This window comes from Amycolatopsis sp. NPDC088138, from assembly GCF_044741685.1.
GTDB lineage: Bacteria > Actinomycetota > Actinomycetes > Mycobacteriales > Pseudonocardiaceae > Amycolatopsis.
In genome coordinates this window covers 814,243-835,138 of the sequence record NZ_JBIUTB010000007.1, presented here as the reverse complement: position 1 = coordinate 835,138, position 20,896 = coordinate 814,243, and the positions used below count along the sequence as shown (strand labels likewise).

Below are 20,896 nucleotides of genomic sequence, written 5' to 3'. Positions count from 1 at the left end.
CTCGAGCTGATCGAGGCCGGCCGGCCACAGGTCTGCGGGTCTAGCCCCGGGTGAGCACCTGGGGAAGCACCGTCGTGAGCCCGGTCCAGTCGGACGTGATCACCGACGCGTGCTGCTTCGCCAGGTCCGCGACGCGCTGGTTGGCCTGGTCGACCGTCGGGTTGTGGGCGTCGATGGCCGGCGCGACGTTCTGGCCGTCGGTCATCACGACGTAGTAGTGGTTGGCGTCGTACCACCACGGCCCGGTCTGGGTGACCCACGCGTTCGCGTCGCCGTCGAAGACCACGAACCACGGCTTGAGGTCGGCGGTGTACTTGTCCCGCGGGTCACCGCCGGCCGCGCCGTGCACGGTCGGGAAGATGTAGGCGTCGCCGACCCGGCCGGCGTTCTTGAGCCCGACCAGGTACCGCGCGTACTCGACGTCCGTGTGCAGCGTGTCGGTCGGGTTCCCCTCCTCGACGGTGCCCGGGATGATCTCGGTGATCACCCGGCCCCGCAGCGCGTCCACGGACGGCCAGTTGTCCGCCTTGGCCGCGTCGTCCAGGGTGCCGTAGCTGCCGAGCAGCTCACCCGGGCGGAAGGCGACGCTGCCCAGGTGCGAGCGGAACGTCGCGTCCAGCTCGTCCGGGCCCATGCCGGTGTTGTCCGAGAAGCCGGTCTTCATCTCCAGCTTGAGCGTGAGCGGCGTGTGGCCCGGGTGGGCGGCGAGCCAGATCCGGATGTCGTCGAGGCAGTACTCCAGGTTCTTGTTCTTCCCGCCGGTGTACAGCTGCGACGCCGAAGTCGCCGCGACGCAGTTGTTGCTGTTCCCCAACGGGTTCGAGTGGCTGACCTTCCACTCGTGGGTGATGAAGTCCGGCCAGACGTCGAGCTCGATGAGCGACGAGCCGGCGTCGAGCGCCCGGGCCAGGTAGTCGTAGGCCGCCGGGTCGTACGTGTTGTGCACGCCGACGGTCGTGACGTGGGAGAGCTTCGGCCCGTCCGCATGGGCGGCGGTCGCCCCGGAGAGTGCGAGAGCGGCCGTGAGGAGTACCACCGAGAAGAGCTTCATCCAGGCTCCTTCGCCCGTAACTGGTGAGTAGCTCACACAATGTGCCACCGTGGTTGACTGCTCATGAAGGAAAAGCGGCCGATTGGCCTAGACCAGAAGTCGGGAAGAGAATGACCACGAGCCCGCCCACCGCGTTGACCATCGCCGGATCGGACTCCGGCGGTGCCGCCGGTCTGCAGGCGGACCTGCGCACGTTCCTCACCTGCGGCGTCCACGGCCTGGTCGCCGTCACCGCCGTCACGGTGCAGAACACCCTGGGCGTGCACGACCGCGCGGACCTGCCGCCGCACATCGTGGCCGGGCAGATCGAGGCCGTCGCGGCGGACATGGGGGTCGGCGCGGCCAAGACGGGCATGCTGGCGTCCGCGGAGATCATCAACGCCGTCGCGGCGGCGTGCGACAAGGCGGAGATCGGCCGCAACGAGAAGATCCCGTTCGTCGTCGACCCGGTGGCGGCGTCGATGCACGGCCACCCGCTGTTCGACGACGCCGGCCTGCACGCCCTGCGCGACGAGCTCCTGCCGCGCGCGACCGTGCTCACGCCGAACCTCGACGAGGTCCGCCTGCTGACCGGGATGACGGTGAAGGACCGCGAAGGCATGCACACCGCCGCGGTGGTGCTGCACCGGATGGGCCCGAAGTACGTCCTGGTCAAGAGCGGTCACCTGCAGGCCGACCCCGAGTGCGTCGACCTGCTCTTCGACGGCTCGACGTTCGTGGAGCTGCCCGGTGAGCGGTACCCGACCCAGCACACGCACGGCGCCGGCGACACGATGGCGTCGGCGCTGACGGCGGGCCTGGCGAAGGGCATGTCGGTGGTCGAGGCGGCCCGCTACGGCAAGTGGTTCGTGTCCCACGCCGTCGAGCACGCCTACCCGATGGGCGCCAAGGTCGGCCCGGTCTCGGCCTTCTGGCGGCTGGCACCCGAAGAGCGCTGAGTACCCGTCCGGTTACCCTTTCCTCGTTTACTGATCCTTGACCACAACGGGGGACGGCCTTGACCGGGCGCGAGCGCGTGGCGAAGTTCCTCGAGGACCGCCGCTTCCAGAACTTCATCATCGCCGTGATCGTGTTCAACGCGACCACGCTCGGCATGGAGACGTCGACGTCCTTGATGGACGGGTTCGGCGGGCTCCTGCACACCCTCGACCACATCGCGCTCGGCATCTTCGTCGCCGAGCTGCTGGCGAAGTTCTACGCCTACCGCGGCGCGTTCTTCCGCGACAACTGGAACGTCTTCGACCTGCTGGTCGTCGGCATCGCGGTGATCCCGGCGACCGGGCCGTTCGCCGTGCTGCGGTCGCTGCGCGTGCTCCGGGTGCTGCGGCTGATCTCCGTCGTCCCGTCCATGCGGAAGGTCGTCTCCGGCCTGCTCGCGGCGATCCCCGGGATGGCGTCGATCGCCGCGCTGCTCGGGCTGATCATCTTCGTCGCGGGTGTGATGGCGACCAAGCTGTTCGGCGTCATCTCGCCCGAGAACTTCGGCGACCTCGGGACGTCGCTGTTCACGTTGTTCCAGGTGATGACCGGCGAGGCGTGGCCGGACATCGCGAAGGAGATCATGCTGCAGGCGCCGATGGCCTGGATCTTCTTCGTCGTCTACATCCTGGTGTCCAGCTTCGCGGTGCTGAACCTCTTCATCGCCGTCGTGGTCAGCGGCATGGAGGACGAGCTGCGGCAGGACATCCGCGAGGAAGAGGCCAAGCAGGCCGCGACCCAGGCCGAGGCCAACCGCGAGATCCTCGAAGAGCTCCGCGCCGTGCGCGCGGAGCTCGCCGAGCTACGGCGCGAGCAGGCGGCTTAACGGAACGCGGTGACGTTCCGGGCGGCCCAGTCGGTGAACGAACGCGGGGCCCGGCCGAGCACCCGCTCGACGTCCGGGCTGACCCGCAGCTCGGCCGGGCTCGGCGAGCCGAGGATGTCCAGGGTGTCGTCGGCGAGCTCGCCCGGCATGGTCCGGGTCATGCCGGCCTTGGCCTCGGCGCGGGTCAGCTCGTGGAACCGCACCGGCGAGCCCAGTGCGCCGGCGATGGCCGCCGCCTGCCCGCGCGGCGTGATCACCTCCGGCCCGGTCAGCTCGTAGACCTCGCCGGTGTGCCGGTCGTCCAGCAGGCAGGCCGCGGCGACCTCGGCGATGTCCACCGGATCGATGACGGGCACCCCGGTGTCGCCGAAGGGCGCGGCGACAACCCGCTGGGTGCGGACGGATTCGGCCCACCACAGGGCGTTGGAGGCGAACCCACCCGGCCGCAGGATGCTCCAGTCCGACCCGGACTCGCGCAGCACGTCCTCCAGGGCACGCATCGCGACCCGTGTCGTGCCGAACGGCCTGGTCGCCACGCCCAGCGTGGACAGCAGGACGACCTTGCGCACCCCACTGGCGATGGCCGTGCGGACGAGGTCCGCCGGGTCGGCACCGACGGCGTGCAGGTCGCCGGAGAGCAGCAGGAACAACGCCTTCGCCCCGGCCAGCACCGGCTCCAAGCCGGCGGGTTCGGCGAGGTCGGCCACCACGTGACGCACCCCGTCCGGGACCGCCGCGGCGTGCCGCGACACCGCCGTCACCTGCTGCCCCGCCTCGGCCAGCGCCCGTGTCAACGGCCGGCCGATGTTCCCGGTGGCCCCGGTCACCACGATCATGTTCTGCTCCTTCGTCCGATGTCTTCGCTGCTCGGGACGCTAGGAGCCAAGCTAACTTTTCGTAAGGACATACCTCCGGGTAAGCTCCCTACGTGACCGGAGGCGCGCAGATCACCCAGGGCGAGGCCAAACCGCGGTATGAGGTGTTTCACACCGCCTGCGCCGCGCGCGAGGTGGTCGACCACGTGACCAGCCGGTGGGGCATCTGGGTGCTGATCTCGTTGCAGAGCAACGACCTCAGGTTCTTCGAGCTGCGCGAGAGCATCGAAGGGATCAGCGAGAAGATGCTCGCCCAGTCCCTGCGGGCGCTGGTCGACGACGGCCTGATCTGGCGGCACGTCGAGCCGACGACACCGCCGCAGGTCACCTACGGGCTGACCGAGTTCGGCCGGGACGTCGGCGAGCCGCTGGGAGAGCTCTTCGACCGGATCACCCGGCGGCTGCCGCCCGCCGCTTAGCGGTCGTCGTCGGCGATCAGCGCTTCGAGCGCCGGGAGCGCCGCGGTCAACGCCTCGCGGTGCTCCGGCGACAGCTTGTCGAGCCGCCGGTTCAGCTCCTGCACCCGCGTCGACCGGACGCCGGAGACGAGCCGCTCGCCCTCTTCGGTGGCCTTCGCCAGCCACGCCCGCCGGTCGACCGGGTCGGACTCGCGGCTGACGTACCCGGCCTCGACCAGGGACGCGATGATCCGCGACATCGTCGCGGCGGCGACGCCCTCCTTCGCGGCGAGATCCCCGAGCCGGAGCTGACCGGCGTGCACCAGGGTCGCCAGCGCGGAGATCGCGCCGTGGCCGGGGCCCGGCACACCGGCCTGGCGCAGCGATCGCGACAGCCTGCCCACCGCGAGGTACAACCTGCCCGAGGTGTCCTGGACCGATGTGGTCACGGCTGGCTCCTTCTGCCTCACCCGTGCGCGGGTGCGCCGGAAAGTTCGGTCCACTTTACGGGTTCCCGGTGCGGGTTCGGTGTTAAGGCGCCGGCGGTCAGCGCGGCGGGCTCGACGCCTGGGCCCAGAAGCGCTGCGGCACCCGGCCGGCGCCGCGGGCCAGCCGCCCGGCCACGACGGCCGAGCGCATCGCCGCGGCCATCCGCTCGGGGTCACTGGCCCGGGTGACCGCGGTGGACAGCAGGACGGCGTCGCAGCCCAGCTCCATCGCCAGCGTGGCGTCCGACGCGGTGCCGATTCCGGCGTCGAGGATCACCGGCACACCCGCTCGCGAAACGATCAGCTCGATGTTGTGCGGATTCCGGATCCCGAGGCCGGTGCCGATCGGCGCGCCCAGCGGCATCACGGCGGCGCAGCCGGCCTCCTCCAGGCGCAGCGCGAGCACCGGGTCGTCGTTCGTGTAGACGAACACGGTGAAGCCGTCCGCGGCCAGCTGCTCGGCCGCGTCGAGGGTCTCGAGGGGGTCCGGGAGCAGCGTCCGGTCGTCCGCGTGCACCTCGAGCTTGATGAGATCGGTATCAAGCGCCTCGCGCGCCAAGCGCGCGGTGAGCACCGCTTCGGCGGCCGTGCGGCAGCCCGCGGTGTTCGGCAGCAGCTGGATCCCGAGCCTTTTCAGGAGTTCGAGCACGCCGGAGCCACCCTCGGCGTCGGCGCGTCGCATCGCGACGGTGGTCAGCTCGGTGCCGGACGCGACCAGCGCGCGTTCGAGCACGGCGAGGTTCGCCGCGCCGCCGGTGCCGATGATCAGCCGTGACGACAGCTTGTGCGTACCGATGACCAGCGGTTCTTCGTCCACTTCAGCCTCCTTGGACGGCGGTGAGCACGTCGAACGCCGCGCCCTTGGGCACGGCGGCGGTGGCCCAGTCGCCCCGGCGGACGACCACACCGTCGACCGCGACGGCGATCCCGGGCCGCTGCCCGCCGGCGGCGTCGAGGACGTCGGCGACGGTCGCGTCGTCCGGGAACTCCGTCCACCGGCCGTTGAGCTTGATCTCCATCACACGTGCTCCTTCTGGGACAGGCGGGCGGGCGAAGCCGCTTCGACGCCTTCGGGCGGCTTCTCCCCCTCGAGCCAGGCGACCACGGCGTCCGCGGTCACCGGGGCCAGCAACAGGCCGTTGCGGTGGTGCCCGGTCGCGGCGTAGACGCCGTCGTCCAGGACACCGAGGTACGGCAGCGCGTCGCGGCTGCCGGCCCGCAGGCCCGCGGCCGTCTCGGCCAGCTCGTACTCGGTGATCGCCGGGAAAACGCGCTCGGCGCCCTCGATCAGCTCACGGACGCCGCGCGCGGTGACGGCCCGGTCGAAGCCCGCTTCGTACTGCGTCGCGCCGAGGACGAGCTCCTGGTCGCCGCGCGGGACGAGGTAGATCGGCCGGCCTTCGACGACGGCGCGAACGGTGCGTGACGGCGGCGGCAGGCAGCCGCGGCGGGGTTTCAGCCGGAGGATCTCGCCCTTGAGCGGGCGGACGGCGTCGGCGAGCTGCGGGTGCAGCCGTCCGGTCCAGGCGCCGGCGGCGAGCACGACGGCGTCGGCGTCCGGGATCGTTGCGACGCGTTCGCGGACGAACCGGACCTGGTGGTTGACGCAGGCCGCGTACAGCGCGTTGAGCAGTTTCCGGTTGTCCACCGCCAGGTCGCCGGGCACGTGAAGTCCACTTCGGACGGATCCGACGCCGGGCTCGAGCCGCTTGGCCTCGCGTCCGGTCAGGCGTTCGGCCGCGCGGCCGAGGGAGTGCAGGTAGCCGGCGAGGATGTCGAGGTGGCCGGCGTCGGCGCTGTCGAAGGCGACGACCAGCGTGCCGTGCCCGGCCAGGCCGGGGTCGACGCCTTCCAGGGTGAGGTCACGTGCGAAGCCGGGCCAGCGGCGCAGGGACTCTTCGCCGAGGGCGAGGACGTCCTCCTCACCCGGCCAGGCCTCGGTGACCGGGGCGAGCATGCCGCCGGCCAGCCAGGACGCGCCGCCGCGCACGGGTTCGGGGTCGTAAACGGTGACCGCGTGGCCTTGCGCGGCCGCGCGCCACGCCGCGGACAGGCCGATCACGCCGGCGCCGACCACGGCCAAGGTGTTCGTCATGGGATCACGCTCCCTGCGCCGGCATGACCCGGATCAGGTTCCACGGTCGGAGCGGCAGCTCCCTCTCAGCCCGTTGCCCCGGGCTCCCGTGCGGACTCGTTCACCCTACTGTGCCGCTGGTTACCAGTCCAACCACAGTCACGGCCGATGGCTTTCGTGGCAACGACACGTGCCGCTCGAGGGCCGGCCTGCTTTTGGCCGGACTGGTAACGCGGCCAGGTACGGTCGCCGCTATGCCCGCCCTCTCCGGTGACAAGATCCGCGCCCGCCTCGACGCCGCGCGCCTGTACCTGTGCACGGACGCCCGAACGACCCGTGGCGACCTGGCATCGTTCGCCGACGCGGCCCTGTCCGGCGGCGTCGACATCATCCAGCTGCGCGACAAAACGGGCGCCCTGGAAGCCGCGGGCGAGATCGCGGCGCTGGAGGTGCTGGCGGAGGCGTGCGCCCGCCACGGAGCACTGCTCTCGGTGAACGACCGCGCGGACGTCGCCCTGGCCGTCGGCGCGGACATGCTGCACCTGGGCCAGGACGACATCCCGGTCCCGTTGGCCCGCCAAATCCTGGGCGACGAGGTGGTGATCGGCCGTTCGACACACTCGGTTCCGCAGGCTTCGGCCGCGGCTTCCGAGCCGGGAGTGGACTACTTCTGCACGGGCCCCTGCTGGCCGACGCCCACCAAGCCGGGGCGCTCGGCACCGGGGCTGGACCTGGTCCGTTCAGTTGCCGCCGACGCTCCTTCCCGGCCTTGGTTCGCGATCGGCGGCATCGACGTCCCACGGCTGCCGGAGGTGCTGGCGGCAGGGGCGTCGCGGATCGTGGTGGTCCGGGCGATCACCGAGGCCGAGGACCCGGCTGCCGCGGCCCGCGAACTGCGGTCCCATCTGGACTGAGGGAACTGGTTCGGTCGAACTCACGCATTTGTTACGGCCGAAATCAGATCTTCATCCCACCCGCGTCGGGTTTACCTGATCGGGCCATTTGCAGAAAGCACGGAGTAACGACGTTCGGTCGAACACCGACCTCCGTGCGGAACCCCGAAGCAACGGTAATAGGGGCCGCACGGAGGATTCGTGAAAACCTACGACGCCGAGATCAGCGCCTCGCCGAAGCGCTCCCTCTCCAAAGGCGCTCGCATCATGGCGATCTTCGCCTGTGCTGTGGTGCTTTTCGTCGCGATCTTGGTCGTGTTGCACAAGTCCGATGGCACCGATAGCACAAATCTGGTGTGGCTGGCGGAAAAGACCACTCATTCCCCCGGCACCTTGCCCCGTTCGTTGCGCGATCGCCTCCGGCAGGCCGGAAAGGAGGGCGGCGCCAAGTTCACCGCCTACGCCGTCGGCGAGCAGGCGGTGAACGTCGCGAACGACCTCGAGCTGGACCTCGACCGCGGGAACGGAAAGGTCGCCGACAACCGGCTGCAGGCGTCCAATGTCGACCGGATCCTCAAGGACGTCGCCAGTCGCATCGGAAGAACCACCGTCAGCCAGACGGGCTTTTCCCTGTACGCCGCGTTGCACACCGCCGCGGACGAGGCCGCGCGCACGGGCCAGGCGGAGGTCTGGCTGACGAGCACGGTACTGACCGGCTCCCTCGATCCGTTCACGATCTCGTCGCTGAGCGCCGGCGCGGATCCCGAACAGGCCGTCAACGAGGTGCTGAAGACCCCGCTGAAAGAGCTGGATCTGCAGGGCGTCGACCTGCACGTAGTCTTTTTGACCCCGGTGGGAACAGAACAGCGGCCACTCGACCCGAGATCCGAATCCTGGCGCGAAAAGTTCACCACGACGCTCGCCGATCGCCTCGGCGCGCAAATCGCCGACCCGATCCACGACAACGGAACGACCACCGCCTGGCCGAACGCCTCGGTGGTCCCACCGATCATTCCGTTCACGTCGCCACCGCCGCCGGCCAAAACGGAAGATCCACGAATCGACGAGGCGGCGTTCGCCCCGGACAGCGCGGAGCTGATCGACCGCCCGGCCGCGGCCGCTGTGGCCGCGCAAGCCGCCGGGCTGTACCGGAGCAAGAACGGGAAGTCCCAGATCAGCGTCACCGGCTATTGCGCCCGTTACGGCGACCCCACCGGCGCGCGCGACACCTCCGCGAAGCGCGCCGACGCCGTTGCGCAGCTGCTTCGCGATCAGGGAATCCCGGCCGGCGACATCTCGGCCTCCGGCGTGGGGTTCGACGAACTCGCCACCCCCGGCCAGGACGCCAGGTCACCCGCTCAGCGAGTGGTCGTCATAAAGCTCGTCGCCCGCTCTTGAGAAACGGAGAATTCGTGACCGACACGCCCGACGTGCCCCTGGCGGCCTACCCCGGCCTGCCGAAGGGCTCATTTCGCGTAACCGACCTGCCGAGGCCAGCCGCCATGGCCCTTGGCTCCACCGACGAGGGCGTCTGGACGGCGGCCGCCGCCACCTACCTCAGCGTGATCGACCCGGCGACCGGCAAGCCCGACCACGACCGTCCGCTGGCGGACACCGCGGCCGGCGCGGTCCAGAACGCCGCCGCGACCTGCCACGCGCAGGCGCTGGAGTACTCGGCCCCGACCGACGACCGCGCGGCCGAGCAGGATCTCGAGGCCACCAAGCACCTCGCCGAAGCCGTCGACACGATCGAACACGCCAGCGGGATCCTGAACGACCCCATCACCGGCCCGGACGGCGAGAAGATCGACGGACGGCGGATCCAGGTCATCCACCACCAGGACGAGCAGCTGGCCCGTCAGCGCAGTGCCGAAGGCGACTCGCGGCACACCCAGCGCAGCTGGGAGAAAGCGTGGCGGCTCCTCGCCTCGACCCTGCTGGGCGTGATGGACGCGATCCTCCTGTGGAAGCCGTTGCTGAACCTGTCGTTCACCAGCGGCTCGGACAACGCGCTCCGCTGGGCGATCGGGCTCGGCATGGTGAGCCTGCAGGTGCTGGCCATCGAGTGGGCGGCCCGCACGTTCGTCAACGCCGAACGGCTGAGCGTCGACCGCCGCGGTGCCGCGGCCGACTACAACCGCCCGTTCCGGCACGGCCGGTCGGGACCGGAACGCCCGGCGCCGACCACCGACGAGATCGCCGAAGCCGACCAGCAGTACTCGCACGCCTACTACGGGCTGGTCGGGGTGGCCGCGGCCGTCGCGATGATCGGGGGCGTCCGGGTCGCCTGGCTCGCCCGGCAGGCGGATCTGCCGGTCTACGAAGCCGTCCTGTTCGGCATCGTGATCGGCTTGATCCTCGGCTGCGTCGTGGTTCAGATGGCCCGTCTGTACTGCCGGGGGAACCTGCTGGGTGACCGGCTGGAGATCGAGCGGACGGTGATCGACGAGATCACCGGTCGTATCAAGCGGGCCCAGGGCCAGGTGGCCGGCGAGCGGGAGGCCGCGCACAACGCCCTCGTGGCCGCAGACAAGCTGACGAACCACGCCGAGACACTCCGTCAGCGCACCTTCGCCGACTCGCTACGGGCCGTCGAACTGGCCTGGACCTGGTTCGGCCTGCCCCCGGGCGATCTCGACCGCGAGGAGTTCAGGCGCCGGGCCATTCCCGAGGTCGAAGACACCGGGGCGCGGCGGGTCGACCTCCGCTCGCGGCTCGACCTCGTCAACACCTGGCTCGCGAACCGCGAGTCGATCTTCACGGCGCCTGCTTCGCCGGGCGAAGGTGCGGCGCTAGCCGAGCTGACCGCCGGCGAGGGTGGCCGCGGCACCGCCCTGCCGGTCCGCCAGAAGAAGGACAAGCTGATCATCGTGGGTCCCACACCGGTGGAGATCCCCGACCGGCCGAAGCCGCCACACCGGCTGATGCTGGTCGGCGCGGCCCTCACGGCGGTTGTGACCCTCGCCACGGCCTGGCTGGCTCCGGTCGACAACGGCCCGGTGGAGGACGCTGCTCAAAGCGTCGTCACACCATGGTCTTACCCGGCCTGACCCCGAAAGTCGTGAGGGGCACCTTCAGGGCTTATATGTCCCTGAAGGTGCCCCTCACGGCGTTTACGGCGTCGGAGTCGAAGCCGCGCCCTGGCTGGTCGGTGGGGCCGCCGAGGTCGACGGCTTCTGCGAAGTCGTGCTCGGCGTCGTCGGGGTTGTGGTCGGCGAGTCCGAGGACGTCGTCGGCGGGGTGTTCGACTCCGTCGTGGACGGGGTCGGTGTCGGCGAGTTCTGCGTGTCGTCCGTCGAGGTCGACGGGGTGGTCACCGGGGTCTTGTCCGTCTGACCCGAGCCGCTGCCGAAGATCTTGCCGATGCCCGCGCCCGTGCCACCCGCGACCTTGCCGCCGGTGGCCGCGTCCACGCTGACCATCGCCAGGATCGCCACCGCGAACGCCACCACGCTGGTGCCGATGATCAACGGCCAGCGCAGCTTGCGCAGGCGGCCCGGTTCGTCCGCCGGCGGGCCCTCCTCGCCGGGCTTCGGCAGCTGCACCGTCGGTTGTTCGGCCAAGGCCACCTCGGCACCGCCCCGGCGGCGGATCCCCGACGTCGCCAGCTGGCGCGCCTTCAGCGCGGCCGCGCGCGTGCGCTGCAGCGAACGCAGGTACACCTCGCCGCCGACCGTGGTGATCACGCTCGCCACGCCCGCGCCGACCACGGTGCCCGCCACGCCGAGGGTCGACCCCAGCAGCGCCGCCGTCACCGCCGCCAGCGCCGCGGCCATCACCTGCGCGATGCGCAGTCCTGACTTCGCTTCCTTCGTTTCGGAAGTCGCTGCGTTCTCCTTGCTCATGATCCCGATCCGGTAGTAAGTCTTCTCCCCTGTCCAACGTGTAAGGCGCGCGGGAAACTCCCCGCGTTGCCACGGCGTGAGGAGCGCCACGTTGACTGTCTATTATGGACAGTGTAAATCGAACGGTTTCTTGACATACTCGGCACATGGAACTGGTGACGATCTCTGACATCGAGGCCGCCGCGAAGCGCGTCGAAGGTGTCGCCGTGCGCACGCCGCTGCTGCTCCAAACGTGGGATCCCCGGAAGTCCTTGTGGCTCAAACCCGAAAGCCTGCAACCGATCGGCGCGTTCAAGGTGCGCGGCGCGTTCAACGCGATCGGCACTTTGGACGACGAGGCGCGCGCCCGCGGTGTCATCGCCTACTCGAGTGGCAACCACGCACAGGCCGTCGCGTACGCGGCGCAGCGGTTCGGCGTGCCCGCGGTGATCGTCGTGCCGGACATCGCGCCGCGGATCAAGGTCGAGGCCACCCGCTCCTACGGCGCCGAGGTGATCGAGGTGCCGATCGGCGAGCACGAGGCCAAAGCGCACGAACTGGCCGCCGAACGCGGGCTGACCCTCGTCCCGCCCTTCGACGACGCGGCGATCATCGCCGGGCAGGGCACCGCGGGCCTGGAGATCGCCGAAGACCTGCCGGACGTCGAGGTCGTGCTGGTGCCGGTCAGCGGCGGCGGGCTGGCCTCCGGCGTCGGCACCGCGATCAAGGCGCGCTGCCCTCGAGCGAAGGTCATCGGTGTCGAGCCCGCGCTGGCCGGCGACACGACCGAGGGGCTGCGCCTGGGCCGTCAGGTCGACTGGCCGATGGCCGACCGCGCCCGCACCATCGCCGACGGCCTGCGTGCGCAGCCGTCCGAACTGACCTTCGCGCACCTCACGAAGGTCGTCGACGCCATGGTCACGGTCACCGAAGACGAGATCCGCGACGCGGTCCGCACGCTGGCGCAGAAGGCCCGTCTGGTGGCCGAGCCCAGCGGCGCGGTGACGACGGCGGCCTACCTGCACCACGCCGGCGAGCTGCCCGCGGGACGCACGGTCGCGATCGTCTCCGGCGGCAACATCGATCCGGCCCTGTTCGCGGAAATCCTGGCCTGACCCGAGCGCCGGTCAGGTGGAGGCGCCGCCGCGGACGTGGGTCGGCGGGCCCTCGACGCCGCAGTGGAAGCACTCGCCCAGGTGGGGCGACTCGTCCGCCGCCGGCGGCGCGGGCGTCGGCGGCTCCAGCACACCGTTGTGGATGCCCAGCGCGATCAGCCCGCCCGCGACGGCCAGGACCGCGCAGATGACCAACGCCATCCGCCAGCCCGCCGTCAGCGCCACCGGGTCGGCGTACGCCTCGCCGGTCAGCCCGGCCGCGGCGGGCAGCACCGCCACCGCCAGGAGACCGCCGGAGCGGGCGATCGCGTTGTTGACGCCGGAGGCGACACCCGCGTAGCGGTCCGGGGCCGCGGCGAGCACCGTCGCGGTCACCGGGGCCACGACCGTCGCCAGGCCCAGCCCGAACACGACCACCGCGGGCAGCACGGCCCCGAGGTAGGACGCGCCGGGTGCGATGCGCAGCATCAGCAGCATCCCGATACCGACCACGATCGGGCCGACCACCAGCTGCGTCCGCGGGCCGATGCGCTGCGCGAGCGCGCCCGACCGGCCCGACAGCAGGAGCATGATCACCGTGAGCGGCAGCCCGGCCAGGCCGGCCGCGGTCGGCGAGTAGCCGAGCGACACCTGCAGCTGCATGACCAGCAGCATCATCACGCCGCCGAGCGCCGCGTACATGGCGAAGGTCAGCGCGTTGGACAGGGTGAACGTCCGGTCGCGGAACAGCGACGGCGGCACCAGCGGTTCCCGCGAGCGGTGCTGGACGAAGACGAACGCGGCGAGCCCGGCGATCCCCAGCACGCCCGCGACCAGCACGATCGGGTCGCCGATGCCGCGCCCGGGCGCTTCCACGAGTGCGCCGGTGATCCCGGCGAGGCCGATCGCGCCGAGCGCGGCGGCCCCGAAGTCCGGGTGCCCGGTCGCCTGCTCGTCACGTGATTCCGGGACGAACTTCCGGGCCATGAGGACGACGGCGACCGCGATCGGCACGTTGATGAGGAACGCCAGCCGCCACGACCACACCTGGACCAGGACGCCGCCGAGCAGCGGCCCGGCGGCGGCCGCGATGCCGCCGAGGCCGGACCAGGCGCCGATCGCGCGGGCGCGCGCGTCGTGCGCGAAGGAGGACTGGAGGATCGCCAGCGACCCGGGAGTCAGGAGCGCGCCGCCGACACCCTGCAGGATGCGCGTCGCGACGAGCATCTCCGTCGACGTCGCGGCGGCGCACAGGCCCGACGCGACGCCGAACCAGACGACGCCGATGAGGTACATGCGGCGCCGGCCGTACCGGTCGCCGAGCGAGCCGGCGACCAGGATCAGCGCGGCGAGCGCCAGCATGTAGCCGTCGAGGATCCACTGCAGCCCGGCGACGGACGCGCCCAGCTCGGTGCCGATGCGGGGCAGGGCGACGTTGACGATCGTGCCGTCGAGCATCGCCATGCCGGAGCCGAGGATGGTCGTCGCGAGCACACCGCGCGCGGCGTGCGTCCCCCACCGGATCCCGGTGTCTTCGGTGGCTGTCACCAGCACACTCCACCGCGCCCGGAGATCTCCGTCAACCGAGGGGCTACGGCATCAGCGTCGTGACGAACTTGTAGCGGTCCCCCCGGTAGATCGCGCGGGCGAACTCCACCGGCTTGCCGTCGGTGGCGAACGAGTGCCGCGTCAGCATCAGCACCGGCATGCCGACGTCCGCCCCGAGCATCTCCGCCTCCTGCGGCCCGGCGAGCGACGTCTCGATCGTCTCCTCCGCGCGTTCCAGTTCGACGCCGTAGTGCTCGCGCAGAACGGCGTACAACGATCCGCCCGCCGAGACGTGCTTGCGCAGCCCGCGGAAACGGCCGAGCGGCAGGTGCGTCGTCTCGAGCGCCATCGGCTGGGAATCCGCCAGTCGAAGCCGTCGAAGGCGAAGAATTTTCGCGCCCGTCCGGATTCCGAGCAGTTTCGCCAGATCGCCCTCGACCGGAAGCTCTTCGACTTCCAGGAGCTTGGACGACGGCTTCAGGCCCTGCTTGCGCATGTCCTCGGTGTAGGAGGACAGCTGCAGCCGCTGCGCGAGCTTCGGCTCGGCCGCGAAGGTGCCTTTTCCCTGCACACGGTGCAGACGGCCCTCGGCGGTCAGGTCGGCCAGCGCCTGGCGCACGGTGGTGCGGGAGACCGTGAACTCCCCGGCGAGCGCGCGTTCCGTCGGGATCGGCGATCCGGGCGGAAGCACGTCGAGCAGGTCGAGGAGGTGCTGTTTCAGTGCCCAGTACTTGGGCTCGCGCTGCCCGCGCATCCCGGCGACGGCGCCCGCCTCGCCCGTGGTGGTGGTCTCCAACATGCCCGACTCCCTATGTCTTCCCTCATAACACGCCACGTCCCCGTAAGAAACGTACCCTTTTCCCCAAACCCGCCGCCCCACTAACATTGGTCTAGACCTGACCGACGCCGCCTGAGTCCGGTACATAATGCCGGAGGTGGAGAGGAAAATGATGACCGAACAACGGCCCGGCGAGCACATGGCCGCGGAGATCGCCCAGCAGCCGGACGTCCTGGCGGGACTGGTCGAGCGTCAGGCGGAAATCGCCGGGGTGGCGGAAAAGATCTCACAACGCCCCCCGCGCTTCGCTTTGCTCGCCGCGCGTGGATCGAGTGACCACGCAGCGTTGTATGCGAAGTACCTGATCGAGGTACTGCTCGGCCTTCCGGCTGGTCTTGTCTCGCCGTCCACGGCGACCCTGTACGGCGCCCGGCCCGATCTGCGGGACGTGCTGTTCGTCACGGTCAGCCAGAGCGGTGGTTCCCCTGACCTGATCGAGGTGACCGAAACGGCCCGGCGCCAGGGCGCGCTGACGGTGTCCGTCACCAACACGCCCGACTCGCCGCTGCGCGCGGCGTCGGAGCTCGGTGTCGACATCGGCGCCGGTCTCGAGAAGGCCGTCGCCGCGACCAAGACGTACTCGGCCACGCTGATGGCGCTCTACCTGCTCATCGACGCGGTGCGCGGCGGCAAGGCGGCCGACGCCGAGAAGATCGGCGAGCTGGCGCAGCAGACCCTCGACGGCGCCGCCGAAGGTGTCCAGAGCGCGGTCGACCGGTACCGCTTCGTGGACCGCGTCCTCACGACGGGCCGCGGTTACTCGTACGCGTCCGCGCTCGAAGGCTCGCTCAAGCTCGCGGAGACCAGCTACCTGGCCGCCCGCGCGTACAGCGGCGCGGACCTGCTGCACGGCCCGGTCGCGGCGGTGGACGGCGAAACCGCCGTGCTCGCGGTGACCAGCAAGGGACACGGCGGCCAGGCGATGCACGAGGTCCTCGAGGCCGTCGGCAAGCGCGGCGCGGACGTCCTGGCCGTCGGCTCGGCCGCCTCGGAGGTGCCGGCGTCGCTGCGCATCGACGTCGCGCCGACGGTCGAGGAGCTGGCGCCGATCCTGGAGATCCTGCCGATCCAGCGGATCGCGCTCGGCCTGTCGCTCGCCCGCGGCGGCGACCCGGACAGCCCGCGCGGCCTGCTGAAGGTGACCAAGACCCGGTGAGTTTCGCCATCGGCGTCGACGCCGGCGGCACGTCGACCAGGGCCGCACTGGTCGACGCCGCCGGCGTCGTGCTCGGCACCGGGCGCGGCGACGGCGCCAACCCCAACGCCCACGCACCCGAGGTCGCCGCGGGCCGGATCGCCGCCACGATCACCGCGGCCCTCGGCGCGCACGACCCCGGCGCCGTGCGCGCGTGCGTCGTCGGCATGGCCGGGGTCAGCAAGCTGAGCGACCCGGCGGTGGCCGCGGTGTTCGAAAGCACGTGGGCGCGGCTCGGGCTCACCGCGGTCCGGGTCGTGGCGGACGCCGAAGTGGCGTACGCGTCGGCGACCTCGGCGCCGGACGGGACGGTGCTCGTCGCCGGCACCGGCTCGATCGCGGGCCGGATCCGGAAGCGGCGGCTCGCCGGCACCGCGGGCGGTTACGGCTGGCTGCTCGGTGACGAAGGGTCGGCGTTCTGGCTCGGCCGTGAAGCCGTTCGTTCCACTTTGGAGGCACTCGGGCGTGGCCTGTCACTCGACGGCCTCCCGGCCGCGGTGCTCACCGCCGCGCTCGGACCGTCCGGAGTGGACGTCCGGACCGACGCGGAGCGCCTCGCCGCGTCGCGGGCGCTCATCACGAACGCCAACGCCGAAGCGCCGGTGCGGCTGGCGCGGTTCGCCCCGTTGGTGAGCGCGGCGCACGACGCCGGCGAGCCCGCGGCGGCCGGGATCGTGGCCCGCGCGGCCGAACTCCTCGTCGCGAACGCCCTCGCCGCGCGCGAACCCGGCGAGTCGACCCCCGTCGTCCTCGTGGGCTCGGTTTTGACGGGCCCCAGCCCGGTCGGCGCGCTCGTGCGGCGCGGACTGGCCGGTCTCGAGGTGCTGACCAGCTCCGATGGCGTGCTCGGGGCCGCTTGGCTGGCCGCGGTGGACGCTTTCGGCGAAGGGGTGGTTAGACCAGTATTCCCGGGCATCCCCTGAGAAATTGAGCAAAACGCCGTGTGAAACCGCCAAAACGTCGACTGAACCCGGGTAGTCCGGGTAACGTGGGCACCGGCCCCCGGACCCTCCCCCCTCGCCGGGGGCCGCCTTATGTCCCGGGTACGTCGTCCGACCGGGTTTCGGGGGCCAAGCGCAGCCCGGGATGCTCCGGCGGCAACGCGCGGTAGAGCACCCAGCCACTGACCGCCACGGTCAGCGCGACGAGCGGCCACGACAGCACCGTGCGGGCCACGCCGAGCGCGATCACCTGGCCGGACCACCACAGCAGGCCGTAGACGACCACGCGCAGGACGTACTGGCCGAACACCCACACCCAGCTGGCCCTCGAGTACGCCTTGAGCAGCACCGGGTCGCGACGCCAGCGCGTCTTCTGGCCGAGCACCAGGCCGACCACGACACCGAGCAGCGGCCAGCGGATCACGATGCTGGCCGCCCAGAGCAGCGCGCTGGCCACATTGGACATCAACTGCAGCAGGAAGAAGTCCTGGGCGCGGCCGGTGTGCAGGGCGATCAGCGCGGCCGCGACGACGGCGGCGAGGCTGACCACCACCGCGCGGACCTTCCCGCCACGGGCGAACCGGAAGATCCCGAGCGCGACGGCGACCGCGATGGCGGCGCCGGCACCCCAGGCGATGGACTGACCGGCCGCGAGCCAGCCCACGACGAAGGCGACCGGCGGGATGCTGGCGTCGAGCGCGCCCCGGCGGCCGCCGAGGATCTGCGCGAGCGACTCACGGGGTTGTTCGGACACGTGTCCAGCCTGCCGGATCACGACCGCGACGCCCCGATGGGGGAGATCTTCGCCACATCGGGTGCCGGATTTACCTCCGAGTGTGCTGTTTCACGGCATACCGAAGGTGAAGACTGCGTAATACAGAAGCGCAGGAGGCCGACAAGATAAGACACTGTTACCGCTGGCTGAACCCACGGTGGCGGTGGGCGCATCGTGGGGGTGCACGTCGATTCGTTAGTTGTGGTGTACAACTATATGTCGGGGTGTGTCGGCCGCAGGACGGGAAGGGGACCCAACGTGTACGGATTCGACAGCTATGTGGCGATCGGTGACAGCTTCACCGAGGGGCTCAACGACGCGTTGCCGGACGGCTCGTTCCGGGGCTGGGCCGATCGGCTGGCGGAGATCCTGGCGGCCGGGCGTCCCAACTTCCGGTACGCGAACCTGTCCCTGCGGGGCAAGATGCTCGACGAGATCATGGACGAGCAGCTCCCGATCGCCCTGGAACTGAAGCCCGACCTGGTCACGCTCTGCGCCGGCGGCAACGACATCATCGTCCCGGGCGCTGACGTCGAGGCTGTCGTCGAACGGTTCGAAGAGGGTGTCGCGAAGCTGCGCGAGGCCGGGATCCCGGTGCTGATCTTCAACGGCCCCGACACCAAGGTGCTGTCCGTGATGTCGGTGCTGCGCGGCAAGGTGGCGATCTACAACACGCACCTGTGGGCGATCGCGGAGCGCTACGGAGCGCGCATGGTCGACCTCTGGACGATGGGCCCGCTGCACGACCGCCGAGCCTGGAGCGACGACCGCCTCCACTTCTCCCCGGAGGCCCACCGCCGCATCGCCATGAAGTCGGCGGAGGTCCTGGGCATCCCGGTGGAGGGCGACTGGCGCGAGCCGTGGCCGTCCGAGGACACGCCGAGCCGCTGGATCGACTCCCGCCGCTCGGACCTGGCCTGGACGAAGGTGCACCTGCTGCCGTGGATCCGCCGCCAGCTGCGTGGTGAGTCGATGGGCGACGGCTTGTCGCCGAAGCGGCCGCAGCTTTCGCCGCTGGTGCCGCTTGAGGTGCTCGAGGCCGCGGAGAAGGCGGCGCAGCAGCAGCAGCAGCAGGCCAGCTGAGGTTTCGTTGTTCGGCTGCGGGCTTCTCGGCTCGCGGCTTCTCGGCTGCGGGCTTCTTGACCGGTGGCTTCTCGGCTGCCGGCTTCTTGGCTCGCGGCTTCTCGGCTCGCGGCTACCCGGCTCGCGGCTACTCGGCTCGTGGCTACTCGGCTCGCGGCTTCTTGACCGGTGGCTTCTCGACTGCGGGCTTCTTGGCCCGCGGCTCCTTGACTCGCGCTCCTTGGCCTCACGACTTCTCGGCTCGCGGGCTCCTCGGCTTCTCGACTTCCTGGCTACGGGCTTCCTGGCTACGGGCTCGGCGCGGGGCCGCACGCCGCCCCGCGCAGGTCAAGCCCACTGAGCCGAAACGTCAAAGCCGCCGAGCAGAACTTCAAGGCCGCCGAGCCACCTGACCACCGACGGACCGCCCAGGAACCCGAACAGCCCGGGGCATCCCTGCCGAACACCCGATTCCGGCCTCAAGAGCCGCGATACCCACCCGAACCGCGAACACCCACCCGAAGCGCCCACCTTCGAACACCCACCCGAGGACTCACCGCCAGCCGCGAGCACCCGGGGCTCCGAGGACTCGCCTAGCCGCGAACACCCGGCACCGAAGACCAGCAGAACTGCGAACACCGGCCCCTGGTGACCCAACAGACATACCCCGCCACTCCCAAGGGGGGCCGCCCGTCTCCAGCGTAACGGGTGGATCCGACGGAAAGTGGTCAAGTGATCACCGCACCGCCAGTTGTCCACAAGTCGACTCGGGTGGGGACAACTTGTGGATGGCAGGGTCTCCCGGGTCGCCAACCAGCGTGACCCGGCTTACAGTCGCTTCATGTCCGGTGGGCGTGGCTGGATCCGGCTGATCCCGATCGCGGTGCTGGTCACGGCACTGCTGGCGGGGGTCGTGACCTGGGCGCAGTCCGGGAACATCCAGCGTGACCTCACCGCGGACGCCCAAGCCGCGCTCGTCGCCGCGGGGCTGCCAAAGGGCCAGGTCAGCTTCGACGGCCGGGATGCCACTCTCAGCGGCTTCCCTCCCGACAAAGCACTCAAAGCCCTCGAAGTGGTCCAGAACGTCGACGGCGTGCGCGCCGCGCAGATCTCCGGGGACGTCATCCCCGTCGCCCCCAGCCCCAGCCCGACAGCAACGCCGACCCCGAAGACCACCCCGAGCCCGCCGCCGCCGACCACCACCACGACCGCGCCGCCGCCCACCGACAAGGCCGGTGTGCAGGCCGAGATCGACCGGATGCTCGCCGAGGCGCCCATCGCCTTCGTGCCGAACACCGCGCGGCTCACCCCGGAAGGCGAGCAGGCCGCGCGGGACGTCGGGATCGCGCTCGCCAAGTCGCCGTCCGCCTTCCGGTACCGCGTCACCGGGCACGTCGCGCGTGGCCCCGGCGGCGAGAGCGCCGCTCTGAAACTCTCCCGGGACCGCGCCAAGGCCGTCGCGCGGATCCTCACGTCCAACGGGCTGACGGCCGGCCGCGTGACCTCGCGCGGGCTGGGTGACACCCGTCCCGCGACCGGCGGCGAAGAGGACCGGCGCGTCGAAATCACCGTCGTCTGAAGGGTGAGTGAGCATGGTGTGGCTGTTCGGGCAGATCTGGCTGTGGCTGATCGTCGCCTTCGCCCTCGGCGCGCTCTCCTCGTGGCTCGTCCTGCGGACGACGCGGACGACGCGGCCCACCCCGCAAGAGCAAGAACCCGAATACGAATACGAGCCCGAGCCCTACTCCGCGGCCGAACAGACCCAGTTCATCCCCGCCACGACCTTCCAGCCGACGGAGGAGTCCCGCTACGACGACGACACCCCCGAACCCGCCGGCCACCGCGAAGGGCACCTCCCGCTGCCGCCGCAGCGCGGGCCGCAAACCGAGGACTGGCCCGCCGAGGAGGAACCGGCCTGGCCCGAGGCGGACGACCTGCCCGACACGTGGCCGCAGGCCCCGCACCAGCCTGGGCGCGGTGGCTGACACCCATCCTGGTAAATTCGGCTACGCACTGTGAGCGAGGCTGAGGAGGGG

22 protein-coding genes and 1 riboswitch are annotated in these 20,896 nt (G+C 70.9%); of the genes, 12 read left to right on the top strand and 10 right to left on the bottom strand.

Going from position 1 to position 20,896, the window contains the following annotated elements; all coding sequences use genetic code 11:
• Window positions 1–40 precede the first annotated feature (40 nt).
• Window positions 41–1,051: a phosphatidylinositol-specific phospholipase C domain-containing protein gene (locus ACIOD2_RS40695; RefSeq protein WP_400550497.1), complete on the bottom strand. Its 1,011-nt coding sequence runs from the start codon at window positions 1,049–1,051 to the stop codon at window positions 41–43.
• A gap of 110 nt (window positions 1,052–1,161) precedes the next feature.
• Between ACIOD2_RS40695 and thiD the strand changes: the two genes are divergently transcribed.
• Window positions 1,162–1,989, top strand: coding sequence for a bifunctional hydroxymethylpyrimidine kinase/phosphomethylpyrimidine kinase (gene thiD, locus ACIOD2_RS40690; RefSeq protein ID WP_400550495.1), 828 nt, complete (start codon window positions 1,162–1,164; stop codon window positions 1,987–1,989).
• Window positions 1,990–2,048: 59 nt separating this feature from the next.
• The gene (locus ACIOD2_RS40685; protein WP_400550493.1) at window positions 2,049–2,855 is read left to right on the top strand and encodes an ion transporter; all 807 of its coding nucleotides are present in this window, start codon (window positions 2,049–2,051) and stop codon (window positions 2,853–2,855) included.
• Here the strand turns inward: ACIOD2_RS40685 and ACIOD2_RS40680 are convergent.
• Window positions 2,852–3,691, bottom strand: coding sequence for an SDR family oxidoreductase (locus tag ACIOD2_RS40680; protein WP_400550491.1), 840 nt, complete (start codon window positions 3,689–3,691; stop codon window positions 2,852–2,854). The two genes, ACIOD2_RS40685 and ACIOD2_RS40680, sit on opposite strands and share 4 nt — an antisense overlap.
• A 92-nt stretch (window positions 3,692–3,783) precedes the next feature.
• Here ACIOD2_RS40680 and ACIOD2_RS40675 point away from each other — a divergent pair, with 92 nt between their 5' ends.
• Entirely contained in the window at window positions 3,784–4,149 is a 366-nt protein-coding gene (locus ACIOD2_RS40675; protein WP_400550489.1) for a winged helix-turn-helix transcriptional regulator, read from the top strand.
• Here ACIOD2_RS40675 and ACIOD2_RS40670 read toward each other — a convergent pair.
• From ACIOD2_RS40670 to thiO, 4 genes are all read right to left on the bottom strand, one after another.
• Complete coding sequence (locus tag ACIOD2_RS40670) at window positions 4,146–4,577, bottom strand: MarR family winged helix-turn-helix transcriptional regulator (RefSeq protein WP_400550487.1); 432 nt, start codon at window positions 4,575–4,577, stop codon at window positions 4,146–4,148. The genes ACIOD2_RS40675 and ACIOD2_RS40670 overlap by 4 nt on opposite strands.
• A 97-nt stretch (window positions 4,578–4,674) precedes the next feature.
• A complete protein-coding gene (locus ACIOD2_RS40665) occupies window positions 4,675–5,433 on the bottom strand; it encodes a thiazole synthase (RefSeq protein WP_400550485.1) in 759 nt (252 codons plus the stop codon).
• A 1-nt stretch (window position 5,434) separates the two neighbouring features.
• Window positions 5,435–5,635, bottom strand: a complete 201-nt coding sequence (gene thiS, locus ACIOD2_RS40660) for a sulfur carrier protein ThiS (protein WP_400550483.1) — start codon at window positions 5,633–5,635, stop codon at window positions 5,435–5,437.
• Window positions 5,635–6,711 carry a glycine oxidase ThiO gene (gene thiO, locus ACIOD2_RS40655; protein WP_400550481.1) on the bottom strand — a complete coding sequence of 359 codons (1,077 nt, stop codon included), beginning with the start codon at window positions 6,709–6,711 and terminating at the stop codon, window positions 5,635–5,637. Before thiO ends, thiS begins: the two co-directional genes overlap by 1 nt.
• Window positions 6,705–6,811: riboswitch (TPP riboswitch) on the bottom strand. It overlaps the preceding gene by 7 nt.
• Before the next feature lie 133 nt (window positions 6,812–6,944).
• Here thiO and thiE point away from each other — a divergent pair.
• The 3 genes from thiE (at window position 6,945) to ACIOD2_RS40640 (ending at window position 10,633) form a co-directional block, all read left to right on the top strand.
• Window positions 6,945–7,604: a thiamine phosphate synthase gene (gene thiE, locus ACIOD2_RS40650; protein ID WP_400550479.1), complete on the top strand. Its 660-nt coding sequence runs from the start codon at window positions 6,945–6,947 to the stop codon at window positions 7,602–7,604.
• A 180-nt stretch (window positions 7,605–7,784) separates the two neighbouring features.
• On the top strand, window positions 7,785–8,981 hold the full coding sequence (locus ACIOD2_RS40645; RefSeq protein WP_400550477.1) for an OmpA family protein: 1,197 nt from the start codon (window positions 7,785–7,787) through the stop codon (window positions 8,979–8,981).
• A gap of 14 nt (window positions 8,982–8,995) precedes the next feature.
• Window positions 8,996–10,633, top strand: a complete 1,638-nt coding sequence (locus ACIOD2_RS40640; RefSeq protein WP_400550475.1) for a hypothetical protein — start codon at window positions 8,996–8,998, stop codon at window positions 10,631–10,633.
• 63 nt (window positions 10,634–10,696) lie between these two features.
• Here ACIOD2_RS40640 and ACIOD2_RS40635 read toward each other — a convergent pair whose 3' ends face one another.
• Complete coding sequence (locus ACIOD2_RS40635; RefSeq protein ID WP_400550473.1) at window positions 10,697–11,428, bottom strand: hypothetical protein; 732 nt, start codon at window positions 11,426–11,428, stop codon at window positions 10,697–10,699.
• 146 nt (window positions 11,429–11,574) lie between these two features.
• Here ACIOD2_RS40635 and ACIOD2_RS40630 point away from each other — a divergent pair, with 146 nt between their 5' ends.
• Complete coding sequence (locus tag ACIOD2_RS40630; RefSeq protein ID WP_400550471.1) at window positions 11,575–12,522, top strand: threonine/serine dehydratase; 948 nt, start codon at window positions 11,575–11,577, stop codon at window positions 12,520–12,522.
• Between the two features lie 12 nt (window positions 12,523–12,534).
• Here the strand turns inward: ACIOD2_RS40630 and ACIOD2_RS40625 are convergent, their stop codons facing one another.
• Both ACIOD2_RS40625 and ACIOD2_RS40620 read right to left on the bottom strand, forming a co-directional pair.
• Window positions 12,535–14,049, bottom strand: coding sequence for an MFS transporter (locus ACIOD2_RS40625; RefSeq protein WP_400550469.1), 1,515 nt, complete (start codon window positions 14,047–14,049; stop codon window positions 12,535–12,537).
• A gap of 43 nt (window positions 14,050–14,092) precedes the next feature.
• Window positions 14,093–14,848, bottom strand: a complete 756-nt coding sequence (locus ACIOD2_RS40620; RefSeq protein WP_323324296.1) for a GntR family transcriptional regulator — start codon at window positions 14,846–14,848, stop codon at window positions 14,093–14,095.
• A 148-nt stretch (window positions 14,849–14,996) separates the two neighbouring features.
• Between ACIOD2_RS40620 and ACIOD2_RS40615 the strand changes: the two genes are divergently transcribed.
• Both ACIOD2_RS40615 and ACIOD2_RS40610 read left to right on the top strand, forming a co-directional pair.
• Window positions 14,997–16,043, top strand: coding sequence for an SIS domain-containing protein (locus ACIOD2_RS40615; RefSeq protein ID WP_392757057.1), 1,047 nt, complete (start codon window positions 14,997–14,999; stop codon window positions 16,041–16,043).
• Window positions 16,040–17,005, top strand: a complete 966-nt coding sequence (locus tag ACIOD2_RS40610; RefSeq protein ID WP_400550466.1) for an N-acetylglucosamine kinase — start codon at window positions 16,040–16,042, stop codon at window positions 17,003–17,005. Before ACIOD2_RS40615 ends, ACIOD2_RS40610 begins: the two co-directional genes overlap by 4 nt.
• A 109-nt stretch (window positions 17,006–17,114) precedes the next feature.
• Here the strand turns inward: ACIOD2_RS40610 and ACIOD2_RS40605 are convergent, their stop codons facing one another.
• Entirely contained in the window at window positions 17,115–17,777 is a 663-nt protein-coding gene (locus ACIOD2_RS40605; protein ID WP_400550464.1) for a DUF3159 domain-containing protein, read from the bottom strand.
• A 279-nt stretch (window positions 17,778–18,056) separates the two neighbouring features.
• On the opposite strand from ACIOD2_RS40605, the gene ACIOD2_RS40600 reads away from it, so the two are divergent.
• The 3 genes from ACIOD2_RS40600 (at window position 18,057) to ACIOD2_RS40590 (ending at window position 20,845) form a co-directional block, all read left to right on the top strand.
• Window positions 18,057–18,881 carry an SGNH/GDSL hydrolase family protein gene (locus ACIOD2_RS40600; RefSeq protein ID WP_400550462.1) on the top strand — a complete coding sequence of 275 codons (825 nt, stop codon included), beginning with the start codon at window positions 18,057–18,059 and terminating at the stop codon, window positions 18,879–18,881.
• 820 nt (window positions 18,882–19,701) lie between these two features.
• Window positions 19,702–20,439, top strand: coding sequence for an OmpA family protein (locus ACIOD2_RS40595; RefSeq protein WP_400550460.1), 738 nt, complete (start codon window positions 19,702–19,704; stop codon window positions 20,437–20,439).
• A 13-nt stretch (window positions 20,440–20,452) separates the two neighbouring features.
• Window positions 20,453–20,845 (top strand): hypothetical protein, encoded by a 393-nt coding sequence (locus ACIOD2_RS40590; protein WP_400550458.1) that lies wholly within the window; start codon window positions 20,453–20,455, stop codon window positions 20,843–20,845.
• The last annotated feature ends 51 nt before the right edge of the window (window positions 20,846–20,896 follow it).